General features: G+C 72.2%; 14 protein-coding genes. 8 read left to right on the forward strand and 6 right to left on the reverse strand.

Annotated elements, in window-relative coordinates:
• Positions 1–506 precede the first annotated feature (506 nt).
• Genes AC0VY3_RS23205 through AC0VY3_RS23215 form a run of 3 tightly spaced genes read left to right on the forward strand, consistent with a single transcriptional unit; the run spans position 507 to position 2,324 of the window.
• Positions 507–1,343 (forward strand): alpha/beta fold hydrolase, encoded by an 837-nt coding sequence (locus AC0VY3_RS23205; protein WP_475550494.1) that lies wholly within the window; start codon positions 507–509, stop codon positions 1,341–1,343.
• Positions 1,336–1,920 carry a TetR/AcrR family transcriptional regulator gene (locus AC0VY3_RS23210; RefSeq protein ID WP_475550495.1) on the forward strand — a complete coding sequence of 195 codons (585 nt, stop codon included), beginning with the start codon at positions 1,336–1,338 and terminating at the stop codon, positions 1,918–1,920. Before AC0VY3_RS23205 ends, AC0VY3_RS23210 begins: the two co-directional genes overlap by 8 nt.
• The gene (locus tag AC0VY3_RS23215) at positions 1,917–2,324 is read left to right on the forward strand and encodes a hypothetical protein (RefSeq protein ID WP_475550496.1); all 408 of its coding nucleotides are present in this window, start codon (positions 1,917–1,919) and stop codon (positions 2,322–2,324) included. The genes AC0VY3_RS23210 and AC0VY3_RS23215 overlap by 4 nt, the downstream gene beginning before the upstream one ends.
• 84 nt (positions 2,325–2,408) lie before the next feature.
• Here the strand turns inward: AC0VY3_RS23215 and gcl are convergent, their stop codons facing one another.
• Positions 2,409–4,193, reverse strand: coding sequence for a glyoxylate carboligase (gcl, locus tag AC0VY3_RS23220; protein ID WP_103511213.1), 1,785 nt, complete (start codon positions 4,191–4,193; stop codon positions 2,409–2,411).
• 260 nt (positions 4,194–4,453) lie between these two features.
• Between gcl and AC0VY3_RS23225 the strand changes: the two genes are divergently transcribed.
• The 3 genes from AC0VY3_RS23225 to AC0VY3_RS23235 all read left to right on the forward strand — a co-directional run bounded on the left by AC0VY3_RS23225 (position 4,454) and on the right by AC0VY3_RS23235 (position 6,126).
• Positions 4,454–5,164 carry a hypothetical protein gene (locus AC0VY3_RS23225; protein WP_475550497.1) on the forward strand — a complete coding sequence of 237 codons (711 nt, stop codon included), beginning with the start codon at positions 4,454–4,456 and terminating at the stop codon, positions 5,162–5,164.
• An 80-nt stretch (positions 5,165–5,244) separates the two neighbouring features.
• Positions 5,245–5,919 carry a GNAT family N-acetyltransferase gene (locus AC0VY3_RS23230; RefSeq protein ID WP_103511249.1) on the forward strand — a complete coding sequence of 225 codons (675 nt, stop codon included), beginning with the start codon at positions 5,245–5,247 and terminating at the stop codon, positions 5,917–5,919.
• A gap of 9 nt (positions 5,920–5,928) precedes the next feature.
• Complete coding sequence (locus AC0VY3_RS23235; RefSeq protein ID WP_030083973.1) at positions 5,929–6,126, forward strand: hypothetical protein; 198 nt, start codon at positions 5,929–5,931, stop codon at positions 6,124–6,126.
• Positions 6,127–6,142: 16 nt separating this feature from the next.
• On the opposite strand, the gene AC0VY3_RS23240 is transcribed toward AC0VY3_RS23235, so the two are convergent.
• On the reverse strand, positions 6,143–7,765 hold the full coding sequence (locus AC0VY3_RS23240; RefSeq protein WP_475550498.1) for an AMP-binding protein: 1,623 nt from the start codon (positions 7,763–7,765) through the stop codon (positions 6,143–6,145).
• On the reverse strand, positions 7,762–9,438 hold the full coding sequence (locus AC0VY3_RS23245; RefSeq protein WP_103511216.1) for an AMP-binding protein: 1,677 nt from the start codon (positions 9,436–9,438) through the stop codon (positions 7,762–7,764). The genes AC0VY3_RS23240 and AC0VY3_RS23245 overlap by 4 nt, the downstream gene beginning before the upstream one ends.
• 131 nt (positions 9,439–9,569) lie before the next feature.
• Between AC0VY3_RS23245 and AC0VY3_RS23250 the strand changes: the two genes are divergently transcribed.
• Positions 9,570–10,412 (forward strand): response regulator transcription factor, encoded by an 843-nt coding sequence (locus tag AC0VY3_RS23250; protein ID WP_103511217.1) that lies wholly within the window; start codon positions 9,570–9,572, stop codon positions 10,410–10,412.
• Between the two features lie 39 nt (positions 10,413–10,451).
• Here the strand turns inward: AC0VY3_RS23250 and AC0VY3_RS23255 are convergent, their stop codons facing one another.
• Positions 10,452–11,588 (reverse strand): winged helix DNA-binding domain-containing protein, encoded by a 1,137-nt coding sequence (locus tag AC0VY3_RS23255; protein WP_103511218.1) that lies wholly within the window; start codon positions 11,586–11,588, stop codon positions 10,452–10,454.
• Positions 11,589–11,763: 175 nt separating this feature from the next.
• On the opposite strand from AC0VY3_RS23255, the gene AC0VY3_RS23260 reads away from it, so the two are divergent.
• Positions 11,764–12,642: a DMT family transporter gene (locus AC0VY3_RS23260; protein ID WP_103511219.1), complete on the forward strand. Its 879-nt coding sequence runs from the start codon at positions 11,764–11,766 to the stop codon at positions 12,640–12,642.
• Between the two features lie 10 nt (positions 12,643–12,652).
• On the opposite strand, the gene AC0VY3_RS23265 is transcribed toward AC0VY3_RS23260, so the two are convergent.
• Positions 12,653–13,705, reverse strand: coding sequence for a glutathione S-transferase family protein (locus AC0VY3_RS23265; protein ID WP_475550499.1), 1,053 nt, complete (start codon positions 13,703–13,705; stop codon positions 12,653–12,655).
• On the reverse strand, positions 13,702–15,201 hold the full coding sequence (locus AC0VY3_RS23270; protein ID WP_475550500.1) for an MFS transporter: 1,500 nt from the start codon (positions 15,199–15,201) through the stop codon (positions 13,702–13,704). Before AC0VY3_RS23270 ends, AC0VY3_RS23265 begins: the two co-directional genes overlap by 4 nt.
• Positions 15,202–15,328 lie beyond the last annotated feature (127 nt).

Consider the following 15,328-nt stretch of genomic DNA (forward strand, 5'->3'; position numbering starts at 1 on the left):
CGGGCAGGACGACGAGGCCGCGGCGGCTGTGCGATGCCAGTGCGGTGGTGAAGACCCGGGGACCGTCTCCTGACCTGAAGGAGACGCCCTCGCCCGGGCCGATCGCCGCCGCCGCGGTCCCTGTCACCCCCTGAACGAGGGCGTGGAGTACGGATACGGTCCCGTACTCCACGCCCTTCTCGCGTGCCCGCACCATTCCAGCCCGGGCACCCCAGCCCGTCCGGCGTTTGAGGACGGAACCGTCAGCGTGGTGAGGCCGCCCCGTATCCAGCCCGTCCGGCGTTTGAGGACAAAACCCTTGCGCGGGTGGGCGCGCACTCTTCGGAGCAGGGACGCCGCCGTGTCCCTCACGCAGGAGACGGCCCGCTCCAGCCCCACGGTTCCGTCCTCGGACGCCGGACGGGCTCTTTGGTCCGGCCGAGCTTGACGCCGTTGGCTAACGGCATTAGCCTCTAGCTAGTCGCATTAGCTTATAGCTTTCGCGTTTCATCGAGCAGGGAGATGTCATGACCGAGTTCATCTCCGTCCCGGGCGGCACCCTCGCCTACGAGACCGCCGGCGAGGGCCCACTGACCGTCCTGGCCCACGGCATGGGCGACAGCCGCGCGGCGTACAGGTTCGTCCTGCCGCGTCTGGTGGCGGCGGGGTACCGCGTGGCCGCGGTCGACCTGCGGGGCTGTGGCGAGTCGAGTGCGTCATGGCCTTCCTACTCGCGCACCGACATCGCGGGTGATCTGCTCGCGGTGATCCGTCACCTCGACAGCGGCCCGGCCGTCCTGGTCGGACACTCGATCTCCGGCGGCGCCGCCACCATCGCGGCCGCCCAGAATCCCGGCCTGGTCAGAGGCGTCATCGAGCTGGGCCCCTTCACGCGCGCACAGTCGATCAAGCCCGGCGACTTCCGCTCGAAGAGCTACCGCAAAGGCGCCTTCCTGCTGCTCGGCGCCGGCCTGTTCGGCAGTGTGGGACTGTGGTCCCGCTACCTCGACCACGCCTACCCGGGCCGCAAGCCGGCCGACTGGGCCGACCGGCTGGCCCGCGTCGAGGCGATGCTGGGCGAGCCCGGCCGGAAGCGGGCGATGCGGAAGATGGGGCAGTCGGCGCCGACCGACGCCGGCGCCCAGCTGGGCGGCGTACGGCGCCCCGCCCTGATCGTGCAGGGCTCGCTCGACCCCGACTGGGTCGATCCGCGCGCCGAGGGCGAGGCGATCGTGGCTGCGATGCCTGCCGGTGTCGGGGAGCTCGCGGTGATCGAGGGAGCCGGCCACTACCCGCACGACCAGTACCCCGAGGAGACGGTGTCCCTGATGCTGGCCTTCCTGGAAACGCACACCCGTGCCTAGGGCGGGCCTCGATACGAACGCCGTCGTCGCGGCGGGAGCGGCACTCGCCGACGAGGTCGGCTGGGCGGGCCTGACCATGGGGCTGCTGGCCGACAGACTCGGCGTACGGACGCCGTCCCTGTACAAGCACGTCGGCTCCCTGCACGAACTGCGGCACGGCATCTCCGTCCGGGCCAAGCGCGAACTCGCCCACCACCTGGCCCGGGAGTGCGTCGGCCGTTCCGGCCCGGACGCGGTGCGGGCGTTCGCCGACAGCTACCGCCACTGGGCCCGGCAGCATCCCGGCCGCTATGCCGCCACCGTCCCCGCTCCGGCGGCCGGTGACGAGGAGGACCGGCACGCCGGCGAAGAGGCCTTGCGGGTGCTGCTCGACGTCCTCGCCGGTTTCGGCCTGCCCGACGCGCGCGTGGTCGACTCCGCACGGGCACTGCGATCAGCGCTTCACGGGTTCGTCACCCTGGAGAGCGCCGACGGCTTCGGACTGCCGCGTGACGTCACACGGAGCTTCCGCTTCCTCGTCGACACCCTCATCGCCGGCTTCCTGGCCGACGCCCCTGGCCACACCCCCGCGCCATGAGGACCGGGACGCAGCCTCCGGGGCACGACCACGTCCGGGGCGGCCTGCGCTTCGTCGCCGAGATGACCGCTTGGGTGTGCACCCCCTGGGCCCTGTGGTCGTACTCCGTCCCACTGGCGATCGGCGCCGTCCTGCTGCTGATCGGGCTGCCTGCCCTCTTCGGCACTCCGGGCGACCGGCCCGGCGGAGACCCGCCCGTAGCGGTGCCCGGCACCGTCACCGTCTCGCTCGTCGTGCTCCAGCTGGTGGCGGCAGCGGCGTCCGCATGGGCGCTGTGGGGGACGTGGATCGCCGCGTCGGTGACCGTCCTGTGCCTGGTCGTACCCTTCACCGAACTGCCGCGCTGGCGAGCTCTGCTGAGAACGTCCCGCGGTCGGGCCGAGCGCCCGGCACACCGTTCGTAGCGGGTCCGGTCCGCAGGTGAGACGCGCGGGCCCCTGGCCCGGAGGCTTCTCCGGAGCAGGGGCCCTCGTTCGGCGGCGGGTGGGTCAGGAGACGGTCAGGGGGCGGATCGCGGTGGGTGCGTGGGACGGGTCCGTGGCGATGTCCTCGAACTCGTTGACCGACGCGATGTCCGTACCGCTCATCGCGATGTTCGTGACCCGCTCCAGAATCGCCTCGACCACCACCGGCACCCGGAACTCCGCCGCCAGCTTCTTCGCCTCCTCGAAGGCCGGCAGCAGCTGGTCCGGCTCGGTGACCCGGATCGCCTTGCAGCCGAGGCCCTCGACGACCTTGACGTGGTCGACGCCATAGACGCCCAGCTCCGGGGAGTTGAGGTTCTCGAACTCCAGGTTGACCTGGAAGTCGATGTCGAAGTTGCGCTGCGCCTGGCGGATCAGCCCCAGGTAGGAGTTGTTCACCAGGACGTGGACGTACGGGATGCGGTGCTGGGCGCCGACGGCCAGCTCCTCCAGCATGAACTGGAAGTCGTAGTCGCCGGAGAGGGCGACGACCGTGCCCTCCGGGTCCGCGGTGGCGACACCCAGCGCGGCCGGGATCGTCCAGCCCAGCGGGCCCGCCTGGCCGCAGTTGATCCAGTGGCGCGGCTTGTAGACGTGCAGCATCTGCGCGCCCGCGATCTGCGAGAGCCCGATAGTGGTGACGTAACGGGTCTCCGGGCCGAACGCCCGGTTCATCTCCTCGTACACGCGCTGCGGCTTGAGCGGCACGTTGTCGAAGTGGGTCCTGCGCTGGAGGCTCGCCCTGCGCTCCTGCGTGGAGGCGGCCCAGGCCGAGCGGTCCTTCAGCTCGCCCGCGGCCTTCAGCTCGCGCGCCACCTCGACGAAGAGCTCCAGCGCGGCCTTGGCGTCGGAGGCGATGCCGAGGTCCGGGGCGAAGATCTTGCCGATCTGGGTGGGCTCGATGTCGACGTGGACGAAGGTGCGGCCCTGGGTGTAGACATCCAGCTTGCCGGTGTGGCGGTTGGCCCAGCGGTTGCCGATGCCGAGGACGAAGTCGGACTCCAGGAAGTTCGCGTTGCCGTAGCGGTGCGAGGTCTGCAGGCCCACCATGCCGGCGTTCAGCTCGTGGTCGTCGGGCAGGATGCCCCAGCCCATCAGGGTCGGGATGACCGGGACGCCGGTCAGCTCGGCGAACTCCACCAGGAGCTCGGAGGCGTCGGCGTTGATGATGCCGCCGCCCGCGACGAGCACCGGGCGCTCCGAGGCGTTCAGCAGCTGCACGGCCCGCTCGATCTGCTTGCGGGAGGCGGCGGGCTTGTGCACCGGGATGGGCTCGTACAGCTCGGGGTCGAACTCGATCTCGGTGAGCTGGACGTCGATCGGCAGGTCGATGAGGACGGGGCCGGGGCGGCCGGTGCGCATCAGGTGGAAGGCCTGCTGGAAGACGCCGGGGACCTGCGCGGCCTCCAGGACGGTGGTCGCCGCCTTGGTGACCGGCTTGGCGATCGACGCGATGTCGACGGCCTGGAAGTCCTCCTTGTGCAGGACGGCGGTCGGCGCCTGGCCGGTGATGCACAGGATCGGGATGGAGTCGGCGATGGCGGAGTACAGACCGGTGATCATGTCGGTGCCCGCAGGGCCCGACGTACCGATGCAGACGCCGATGTTGCCGGCCTTGGCCCGGGTGTAGCCCTCGGCCATGTGAGAGGCGCCCTCGACGTGACGGGCCAGGGTGTGCTGCACCCCGCCGGAGGCCTTGAGGGCCGCGTAGAAGGGGTTGATCGCCGCACCCGGCACACCGAACGCGTTGCTGACGCCTTCGCGCTTGAGGATCTCAACTGCCGCTCGGGCAGCGGTCATACGAGGCATTGAGTGCTCCTGCTCGGGATTGGTGGAGTCGGGCTCTGTCGCGCCACCTGAGAGCACCAATTCCGCATTACGGAAATTCAGTTCTGCTATACGGAAGCAATCTAAAACCTGGGGCGACCCCCGTCAAGGGCGTGAACCGCCGTCCGCCCGTACGAAGTGCGTCAATCCCCTCCCCAGAGCCTCGCTCCTGGTGGACGATGGTGTGACGAGGGAGGCACGGAGCGCAGTCGGTCGCGCGGCCGTGCCGGAGGGAGAGATACGTGGAGTCCGTGCCGGTCCGGTGCCCTGCCTGCGGCCGGGACCACGCCTACAGCACACCGGCCTACCCCTGCCCGTGCGGGACGCCCACCGCCCCACCGCTGCTGCCGGGCGCCCCGGCGGTCCTGGTCACCCACCGCAGCTGGAGCGACGCCTGGGTCACCGTCCGCTGTGCGTCCTGCGCCCGGGAGGACCAGTGGCCGCAGCCCGAGCTGTGCTGCCCGTGCGGGACCGTCCTGCGGATACCGGTGCGCCCGGTGGCCGCAGCCTCCGCCCCGGCCGCGCCGGTCTCCCCGGCCCACATCCCGCTGCCGCGCACCGCCGCGCACCCGCGCCCGACGTTCCGCCCGATGACAATCCGCACGGGACACGACGCGGTGAGCGCGGCCGGCCTCTATCTGACGTGGCTGGGGTACCGCGACGTCGGCCGGCCCGGGGCGGGCCCGGCCTCCGGGATCGATCTGCGGGCCGACGGGCTGATCGCGCAGGTCGACTCCAGCACCCGGCCGACGACGCTCCGCGCGGTCGAGACCCTCTGGCTCAACGCACTGGGCGCCTCGGCGGCCGGTGTGTTCTTCTCCCTCGCGGGGTACGCGGCCGATGCCCTGGCCCGCGCGGACGGCGTCGGACTCCCGCTCTTCGTCATGGACCTCACCGGGACCCCGCAGCCGGTGAACGGCCCGGCGGACGAGCTGGTCAGCACGGGCGCCTGAACAAACGCCCCGGGCTCCGCCGGAAGGTGGATCCGGCCACCCGCGTACCGGTCCGCCGTCCGGCGCGGCACACTGAGTACATGCGTATCCGCTCCGCCAGACGCTCGGATCTTCCGCTTCTCCAGGACATCGAGCGCGCCGCAGGGGAACCGTTCCGGGCCCTGGGCATGGCCTTCGTGGCCGACGACGATCCGCCCCCGCTCGACCTGCTGGAGAGCTACCGGCAGGCAGACCGTTGCTGGGTGGCCACCGACCCTCTCTCCGCCACCGGCGACCGGCCGCTCGGCTATGTGCTCGCCGACCCCGTCGACGACGCCCTGCACATCGAGCAGGTCTCGGTCGACCCGTGCGCCGCCCGCCGGGGCATCGGCCGGGCCCTGATCGCCCACCTGGCCGAGCTGGCCTCGGCCCGGGGAATGGCGGCGCTGACCCTGACCACCTTCACCGATGTGCCGTGGAACGCCCCGTACTACGCCCGGATCGGCTTCCGGGTCCTGCCCGAGGCCGAACTCACCGACGGGCTGCGCGCGATCCGCGCCGAGGAGGCCCAGCACGGGCTCGACCGCTGGCCCCGGGTCTGCATGCGACGTGAACTGACGCCGACGGCCCGAACGCCGGACGCCCGGCCTTCGGATGCCCGGCCTTCGGATCCTCGACTGCCGGAGGTGCCGGTGGCAGTCAACCCTCCGCGAATTCCGGACGCTTCGGGGCCCGCGGACGTCTCGGAACCCGTGGCTGTCAGTGGCAACGCGTAAGCTGTGCGCATGGCTTTACTCCCGGACAGTTCCCTCCCCGCAGACCGCCCCGCGCCCGCCGCCGAGCAGGCCAACGAGGCCATCCGCGCGCTCGTCGACTCCTCCGGACAGGGCTGGTCCGCGGCGGAGGCGGCGACGTACGAGGTGCTGCTCATCGAGTGGGCGGCGGCGACCCGGGGCGGCCCCGACATCATCGAAGCCGCCTGACCCGCCGCCCGCCCGCTCAGTCCGCGTACGTCTCACGCAGCTCGATCTTGCGGACCTTCCCGCTGACCGTCATCGGGAAGGTCTCCAGGATCCGCAGCCTGCGCGGGATCTTGTAGTGCGCGAGCCTCTCCCGGCAGTGTGCTGTGACCTCCTCCAGGGTCGGCGGATCGGCCGGGTCGCGGGGGATGACGCAGGCCAGGATCTCCTCGCCGTAGCGCTCGTCGGGCACCCCGACCACCTGGACGTCGGCGATCTTCGGGTGGCTGTACAGGAACTCCTCGATCTCCCGTGGGTACACGTTCTCGCCACCCCGGATGATCATGTCCTTGATCCGGCCGACGACCTGGACGTAGCCGTCCTCGCGCATCACCGCCAGGTCACCGGTGTGCATCCACCGCCCCGCGTCGACGACTTCGGCGGTGCGGTCGGGCTGGTCCCAGTAGCCGAGCATCACGCTGTAGCCCCGGGTGCGCAGTTCGCCGGCGCTGCCGCGCGGCAGGGTGACGCCGGTGACCGGGTCGACGATCTTGACCTCGATGTGCGGCAGCACCCGGCCCACCGTGCCGGTGCGGCGTTCCAGGTCGTCGTCGCGGCGGGTCTGCGTGGATACGGGTGAGGTCTCCGTCATTCCGTAGCAGATGGAGACCTCGGCCATGTGCATCTCGGCGACGACCCGCTTCATCACCTCGGCCGGGCAGGGCGAACCGGCCATGATCCCGGTGCGCAGCGAGGAGAGGTCGTACGCGGCGAAGTCCGGCAGGTTCAGCTCGGCGATGAACATGGTGGGCACGCCGTACAACGAGGTGCAGCTCTCCTGCTGGACGGCGGCCAGCACGGCGGCGGGCTCGAAGGACGGGCTCGGGATCACGATGCAGGCGCCGTGCGAGGTGGCGGCGAGGTTGCCCATCACCATGCCGAAGCAGTGGTAGAAGGGCACCGGGAGGCAGACCCGGTCCGCCTCGGTGTAGGCGATCGTCTCCCCCACGAAATAGCCGTTGTTGAGGATGTTGTGGTGGGAGAGCGTCGCGCCCTTGGGGAAGCCCGTGGTGCCCGAGGTGTACTGGATGTTGATCGGGTCGTCGCAGGACAGCTCCGCCTCGCGGGCGGCCAGTTGTCCCCGCGTCACGGCGGGGGCGGCGGCGGTCAGCTCCGCCCAGGACGGGTCGCCGATGTAGTGGACGGCACGCAGGTCGGGACAGTTGCCGCGGACCTCCTCGACGAGGGTGCGGTAGTCGCTGGTGCGGTGCGAGAGCGAGGCGACCAGCAGGGAGATGCCGGCCTGCTTGAGGACGAACTCCACCTCGTGGGCGCGGTAGGCCGGGTTGATGGTGACCATGACGGCCCCGATCCGGGCCGTGGCGTACTGCACGAGCACCCACTCGGGGCAGTTGACCGCCCAGATGCCGACCCGGTCGCCCTTCGCCACCCCGGACCCCATCAGGGCGCGGGCCAGCTCGTCGACGTCCGCGGCGAATTCCGTATACGTCCAGCGGCGGCCGGAGGCCACGTCGACCAGTGCCTCGCGGTCGCCGTGCGCGGCGACCGTAAGGTCGAGGTTGCGGCCGATGGTGTCGCCGAGCAGCGCGGTGTCGCCGGTGCCGTGTGCGTAGGACAGCTTCTCGTGTGCCGGCTCGCTCACTTCAGGTCCCCCTCGTCGAACTCGGCGCCGGTGCCCAGGGCGGTGCGTTCCCGGAGCTCGATGCGGCGGATCTTGCCCGAGACGGTCTTGGGCAGCTCCGCGAACTCCAGCCTGCGGATGCGTTTGTACGGGGCGAGGACGGCCCGGGAGTGCTCGAAGAGGATTTTCGCGGTGTCCGGGCCCGGCTCCCAGCCCTCCGCGAGCACGACGTACGCCTTCGGGACGGCGAGGCGCAGCGGATCGGGGGCGGGCACCACGGCGGCCTCGGCGACCGCCTCGTGCTCCAGCAGGGCGCTCTCCAGCTCGAACGGCGAGATCTTGTAGTCGGATGCCTTGAACACGTCGTCGGCGCGGCCCACGTAGGTGATGTAGCCGTCCTCGTCGCGTGCGCCGATGTCGCCGGTGCGGTAGTAGCCGCCGGCCATCGACTCGGCGGTGCGGTCCGGGTCGCCGTGGTAGCCGGTCATCAGGCCGACGGGGCGGTCGGAGAGGTCGAGAGCGATCTCGCCCTCCGTCGCGCCGGGCTGTCCCGTCACCGGGTCGAGCAGTTCGACGGTGAAACCGGGGCTCGGGCGGCCCATGGAACCGGTCTTGAGGAGCTGGCCGGGGGTGTTGGCGACCTGGACGGCGGTCTCCGTCTGGCCGAAGCCGTCCCGGATCGTGACGCCCCACTTCCGCCGGACCGTCTCGATGACCTCCGGGTTCAGCGGCTCCCCGGCCGCGACGACCTCGCGCGGCGGGACCTTCAGCTGACCCAGGTCGGCCTGGATGAGCATCCGCCAGACGGTGGGCGGGGCGCAGAAGCTGGTGATGCCCGAGCGGTCCATCTCGGCCATCAGACGGCCCGCGTCGAAGCGGGTGTAGTTGAAGATGAAGACGGTGGCCTCGGCGGTCCACGGGGCGAAGAGGTTCGACCAGGCGTGCTTGGCCCAGCCGGGCGAGGAGATGTTCAGATGGACGTCGCCCGGCCTGAGCCCGATCCAGTACATCGTCGACAGGTGGCCCACCGGATAGGACACATGGGTGTGCTCGACCAGCTTGGGGCTGGCGGTGGTGCCGGAGGTGAAGTAGAGCATCAGCGGCTCGTCCGCGTCCGTCTCCCGGCCGGGCGTGAACGCCGCGGGCGCCTCGGCCACCCCCGCGTACGGCAGCCAGCCCGCCACGTCCTCGCCCACCGCGATCCGGGTGTAGTCCCCGGGCACCTCGTCGAACTTCGCGGTGTCCGCGTCCCGCACCAGCACGTGGCGCACCCGGCCGCGCTCCACCCGGTCGCGCAGGTCGGCGGGGCCGAGCAGCGGGGTGGCGGGGATGATGACGGCGCGCAGCTTCATCGCGGCGAGGGCGGTCTCCCACAGCTCGACCTGGTTGCCGAGCATCACGAGGATGCGGTCGCCCTCCCGTACGCCCTGCGCCTTCAGCCAGTTGGCGGCCCGGCCGGAGCGCTCCGACATCGCGGCGAAGGACACCTCGGTGCGCCGGCCGTCCTCCTCCACGATGTGCAGGGCGGTGCGGTCGTTGTTCTCGGCGATGACGTCGAACCAGTCCAGCGCCCAGTTGAAGTGGTCCGCCCGGGGCCAGCGGAAGCCCGCGTACGCGGTGTCGTAGTCCTCGCGGTGCGCCAGCAGGAAGTCCCGGGCGGCCCGGAACGTCTCGGTCGCGCTGGTTGCCGACATGTGCCCTCCTCATTACGGACCGGTCGCCTAACATCATGTAAACAGTGACCCAGGTCTCACCACCCCCGGACGGGGGTGGTCCCCTCCCTCGTCCGGGGGAGGCGACACGGGCCGGGTGGAGGGGCGTCGGAGTGCCGGAACCGGTCGATGCGGTCGAGATGCAGGCGGCACTGTTGAGGCTGCGCCGCACCAGCGGGCTTCCGGTGGCGTTCGGCGGTCTGCTCTCCGACGCGCGCCACGCACGGATCGCCGAGCTGAACGGGGCCCAGACCGGCGCGCTGCGGGGCCTGGTCATCTCCGCCGGGAGCGGCCTGGGCGGCAAGGCCATCGCGCTGTCGCGGCCCTGTGCGGTGACGGACTACGCCTCCTCGCGTCACATCAGCCACGAGTACGACGCGGCGGTGGCGGCGGAGGGGCTGCGCTCGGTCGTCGCGGTACCCGTCGTCGTACGGCGGACGGTACGGGGCGTGTTGTACGGGGCGCTGCGCACACCGGTCACGCTCGGCGACCGGACGTTCGACGCGGTGGTGGCGTCGGCCCGTGATGTGGAGCAGTCGCTCGCGGTTCGGGACGAGGTCCGGCGGCTGCTGGCGGCGGGCCGGGAGCAGGTGTGCGATCCGGGCACGGTGCCCGGCGCCTGGGAGGACGTGCGCGAGGCCCACCGCGAACTGCGCGCGCTGGTGCCGAGGGTCGTCGATCCGGCGCTGCGCGACGAGCTGCTGGAGGTCTGCGGGCGGCTGGCCTCGGCGTCGGGGGCCAAGGCGCCCGCGGCCCGGGAGGTCCGTCTCGCGCCGCGCGAGGTGGATGTGGTGGCGTGTGTGGCGGCGGGCGCGACGAACGCGGCGACGGCCGAGCGGCTGGGGCTGCGGCCCGAGACGGTGAAGGGGTATCTGCGCTCCGCCATGCGGAAGTTGGGGGCGCACACCCGGCTGGAGGCGGTGGTGGCGGCCCGCCGGGCGGGGCTGCTGCCCTGAGTTTCGGCCCCGGATCGCGACCCGTGTGCGGTGGCGCTCTCAGTCGCCGAAGTCCAGGAACGTGCCGAACCGGACGTCGTGGTCCGTCGCGTCCGTCATCACGGCCAGCATCCGTGCCGCCTCCTCGGTGATCTCCGCGCGCTCGGCGCGGGCCAGGCTCCGGAGCGGCTGGACGGTCAGGAGCGCCGCGCCGCCCTCGCGTTCGATGCGCCAGACCGCGTCGAAGAACCCGTCGATCAGCACGGAACCGTACGCCTGCTTGCCCACCCCGTTGCGCCCCTTGTTCACCGCGGGGATGACGCGGGTGCGGTCGGCGTGGCCGAGGAGGACGTTGTCGAACTCGGGCAGGAAGCGCGGCGGGGCCGGGGTGCCGGGGTCGGGGCGCGGGGCGTCGGGCAGGTCGAACAGCTCGACGCCCCGCTCGTCGCGGAAGGTGAGCAGCCCGGGCCTGAGCCGTTCGAAGACCTCCTTCGTACGGGTGAGACCCGCCCAGGACTGGAAGTCCATCACCGAGGCGGGGCCGAACGCGCCGAGGTAGCGCAGCACGGTGGCGTCGGGTGCGGGCACGGGCGAGGCGGGCCGGCCGAGCCAGTGCTCCACGGTGGTCAGGGCGACCTGCCCGCTGCGCCCCCACAGTCCGCGCGGGGTGACCTGGACCAGCGGCAGCAGACAGCGGGCGGCGGCGGTGAGCGCGAGCGGGTCGGCGTCCGGCCAGTGCGCGAGGAGTTCCTCCCGCAGCTCCTTGACCGGGCGCGGGCGCTCCCGGACCAGTTCCCCCGCCACCGCCGCGAGCCGGTCCAGGTCCACCCCCTCCAGCCCGCGCCGGAAAATGTTCAGCTCCCGCTCGCGTGCCGCCTGCACCAGCGGGCGCAGGGTGAGCGCGTCGTCCGCCGTGTGGGTGTGGAGGGTGGAGCGGAGGCTCACGATCCGGACCACCTCGCGGGACTCCATCAAGGTGGACAGTTCCGCGGGGTCGAAGTCCGCGAGCCGGGCGTACAGCTGGAAGTACGGCGGCTTGGTGTTCTGCGCCTGGAGCCCGAGGAGGTGGGCGACGGCGTCCTTCGCGGACATCGGTGACCTGCGCAGCAGGAGCTGGCGGTCCAGGGTCGCCCGGTTCAGCGCCCGGACGGGCAGGACGGCGGGGTGTGCGGCGGTGCGGTGCGTCTTCGCGGCCATGGTCCGCACGCTACCGCCGCTTGCGGTCAGCCACGGTCCGCAAGCGGCGGAGCACGCGCGTCACACACCCGGCGGCGGAGCATGCGCGTCTCGTCGACACCGGCAGCCGCCGCGCGTTACGCCCACCGGACCCGTGTGCCGGGCGTCCCGGCCGGGGCGGCTCCATGATGAACCGGTGATCAGTGTCCTGTTCGCCGTCCTCACCGCCATCAGCAACGGATCCGCCTCGGTGCTCCAGCGCAGGGCGGCGATGCGGGTGCCCGACAGCGAGGCGATGCGGCTCTCGCTGATCGGTCATCTGCTGCGTCAGAAGGTGTGGCTGGCGGGCATCGGGCTGGTGATCGTGGCGGCCGTCTGTCAGGCGGTCGCCCTGGCCACCGGTCCGATCGCGGTGGTCCAGCCGATCTTCGTGATCGAGCTGCCCGCCACGCTGCTGATCGCCGGTTACGTGATGCGGCTGCGGGTCGACCGGAACGTCTGGTACGGGGTCGCGGCCGTCACGGTCGGCCTCGCGCTCGGTATGGCGTCGGCCGCGCCGGTCGAGGGCAGCGACACGGTCCGGGACGCGGCGTGGATTCCGGCGCTGGTGCTGACCGGGGTGTTCGAGGCGGCGCTGATCGGCTCCGCGCTCCGGACGCGCGGCAACCCCCGGGCGGCCCTGCTGGGGCTGGCCGCCGCCTGCGGCTACGCGCTGACGGCGGCTCTGATGAAGGACGCGATGGCCAACCTCGACGACGGCGGGGTGCTCGCGCTGCTGGCGTCCTGGCAGTTGTACGCCACGGCGGCGGCCGGGGTGGGCGCCCTGTTCCTGCTCCAGAACGCGCTTCAGGCGGGCAGCCTGGTGGCGGTGCAGCCGATGCTCACCCTGGGGGACGCGCTGATCAGCGTCCTGTACGGGGTGACGCTCTTCGACGAGCAGCTGCGGACCGGCTGGTGGCTGCTGCCGGAGCTGGCGGCGCTGGCCCTGATCGCCACGGGGTGCGTGCGCCTGGCCCGTACGCCGCTGGCCAGAGGCACGCTCGCACCACCGCCTCCGCCGCCGCGCGTGCGGTAGCCGGGCCGGCTCAGCCGGCGTCCGGCGGGGCGACCCGCTCGCCCGGCGGCACGGGACCCGGAGGGGTGCCGTCCCCGAAGGGCCGGCCGCCGAGCCGCTCGCGGTGGTGCGCGGTGGTCCAGCCGGAGAGGTCGGGGCCGAGGGGGACGATGCCGGTCGGGTTGATGCCGGTGTGCACCTGGTAGTAGTGCCGCTTGATGTGGTCGAAGTCGACCGTGTCGCCGAATCCTGGCGTCTGGTAGAGATCGCGGGCGTACGCCCACAGGACGGGGTCCTCGGTCAGCTTGTTCCGGTTGCACTTGAAGTGGCCGTGGTAGACGGGGTCGAAGCGGACCAGGGTGGTGAAGAGGCGGATGTCGGCCTCGGTGATGGTGTCGCCGACCAGGTAGCGGCGGTCGGCGAGGCGGGCGGAGACCTGGTCCAGGCGGGCGAAGAGGGCCTCGTACGCCTCCTCGTAATCGTGCTGGGAGCTGGCGAAACCGGACGTGTAGACGCCGTTGTTGATGTCCCGGTAGACGCCCTCCATGACCTCGTCGATCTCCGCGCGCAGCGGCTCGGGGTAGAGGTCGGGGGCGCCGGGGCGGTGCAGGGCGGTCCACTCCGTGGCGAGGTCGAGCGTGATCCGCTGGTAGTCGTTGGTGACCAGCTTCCCACTCGGTACGTCCACGATCGCGGGCACGCTGACGCCACCGGGGTAGCCGCTCTCGCGGGCGTCGTAGGCCTCGCTCAGATGGCGGATGCCGAGGACCGGGTCCCTGCCGTCCGGGTCCAGTGTGAAGCGCCAGCTGCGGTCGTCCTGGATCGGGTCGGCGACGGCGAGGGGGAGCGCGTCCTCCAGGCCGAGCAGCCGCCTGGAGACGAGAGCGCGGCTCGCCCAGGGGCAGGCGCGGCTGACGACGAGGCGGTAGCGGCCGGGTTCGACGGGCCAGCCGTCCCGGCCGTCCGCGGTGATCCGGTCCGCGAAGTGGCTCCGGGACCGCTTGAACGGCTTGTGTCCGTACGAGGTGTTGCCGTCGCTTCCGGCACTGCCGTCTCCGGTGGCGTCCGCTGCCGTGTCACTCATGCCGTGCTCCTCGATGCGTCGGTGGAACGGTCTGCCGCACGTCGTCTGCCCCGCCGGTCGGCTCCGACGTCGGCCAGCGCCACGATCAGCGCGGCCAGCACGAAGGCGACGGACACGATGAGCCCGTGGTCGTAGGCGTCGGCCCAGCCGTCCGGGCCGACCTGGGCGAAGAACACCGCGCCGACGGCGGCGATCCCGATCGCGGAGCCCACCCGCTGCCCGGTCTGCAGGGTCCCTCCGGCGCTGCCCGCCCGCTGGACCGGGACCTCCGCGAGGGTCAGGGTCTGGTTCGGGGCGATGACCAGGCCGCTGCCGAGGCCGGCGAGGAGCAGCGGGGCGGCCATGGCCCAGCCCGCTCCGTCGCCGGGGACCAGGTGGACGGCGAGCGCGGTGCCCGCGAGACCGAGGGCGACCATCGCCAGGCCCGCCACCACCAGCGGGCGGCCGAAGCGTCCGACGAGCCGGCCGCCGATGGAGGCGGCGACGCCGGAGCCCAGGGCGAAGGGGGTGATGGCGAGTCCGGCCTGGAGGGCGGAGTAGCCCAGGCCGGACTGGAGGTAGAGGGTCGTGACGAAGAAGATCGAGGTGAAACCGGCGAAGTAGAGCAGGATCAGCAGACAGCCCAGCCAGTAGGAGCGCAGCCGGAACAGCGACAGGTCCAGGACGGGGTGGGTGCGGCCGCCCGTGCACCGCGCTTCCCAGGCGACGAACGCGGTGAGCAGCGCCCCGGCCAGGACGAGCAGCAGCCACTTGGCGTTGCCCGGCCACTGCTGGGCCTGGACGAACGGCAGCAGCAGGGCCAGCACCCCGGCCCCGAGGAGGGCGACGCCCACCGGGTCCAGGTCGCGCGGCCGGACCCGGCCGGCGGAGGGAGTGTCGGGCAGCAGGCGGTGGGCGAGCAGGAGGCAGACGGCGCCGAGCGGGAGGTTGACGTAGAAGACCCAGCGCCAGCCGTGCTCCGGCCCGGCGGCCTGGATGAGCAGTCCGCCGAGCAGCGGGCCCACGGCCGTGGAGATGCCGACGACGGTGCCGAACATGCCGAAGGCCCGGCCGCGCTCCCGCCCGGAGAACATCTGCTGGATCAGGGCGGAGATCTGCGGGGAGATCAGGCCGCCCGCGATGCCCTGCACCAGCCGGGCGATGACCAGCCACATGCTGGACTGGGCGGCCCCGCAGGCGGCGGAGGACAGGGTGAACAGGGCGAGGCCCACCATGAAGACCGCCCGGCGGCCCCGCGCGTCACCGAGGCGTCCGGCGGGGATGAGGAAGAGGCCGAAGGCGAGGGCGTAGCCGGAGAGCACCCATTGGAGGTCGGACTCGGGGGTGTTCAGGCCCTCCCGGATGGAGGGGAGCGCCACATTGACGATGGAGACGTCCAGCAGGGTCATGAAGCCCGCCACCAGGCAGACGCCGAGTGCCCGCCAACGCCGGGGGTCGGGGCCGTCCGGGGCGGAGTCGCCCCCGGCCGGCCCGGGGGTCACCGCGCTCCGTGCCATGGTTGGCACCTTAGGTCGCGGCGGGTGTTTCCTCATCCGGGACACGTCCGCGCCGGTGGCCCGGATGCCTGGGCCGGACAACGGCCCGGGTCCGGCACGGCGTGTCCGGGGCCACCGGGGGTATCCG

The sequence above is a fragment of the Streptomyces sp. iso_384 genome (genome assembly GCF_056172905.1).